The following is a 246-nucleotide window of genomic DNA, read 5'->3' on the forward strand; positions in this document are numbered from 1 at the left end:
GAAGAATATTGCTTACAGTTCTGTGGTCCTTCTGGTGCAGATGCGACTGAGGCAGCAATTAAACTTGCTAAAACTTACACTGGCCGTAGCTCAGTGATCAGTTTCTCTGGTGGTTACCATGGTATGACTCATGGTTCACTTGCAATGACTGGTAACTTAAGTGCAAAAAATGCAGTGAATGGCTTAATGCCAGGCGTACAATTCATGCCATATCCGCATGAATATCGCTGCCCACTTGGTTTAGGT

1 protein-coding gene is annotated in these 246 nt (G+C 44.3%); it reads left to right on the plus strand.

What is annotated here, in order from left to right; genetic code table 11:
* On the plus strand, positions 1–246 hold a 246-nt coding region (locus ACODJP_RS14410; RefSeq protein ID WP_422482670.1), incomplete at both ends, for an aminotransferase class III-fold pyridoxal phosphate-dependent enzyme.

Origin of the sequence: Pleomorphochaeta sp. DL1XJH-081 (assembly GCF_049310885.1) — a bacterium.
Classification (GTDB): Bacteria; Spirochaetota; Spirochaetia; order Sphaerochaetales; family Sphaerochaetaceae; genus CAYZJV01.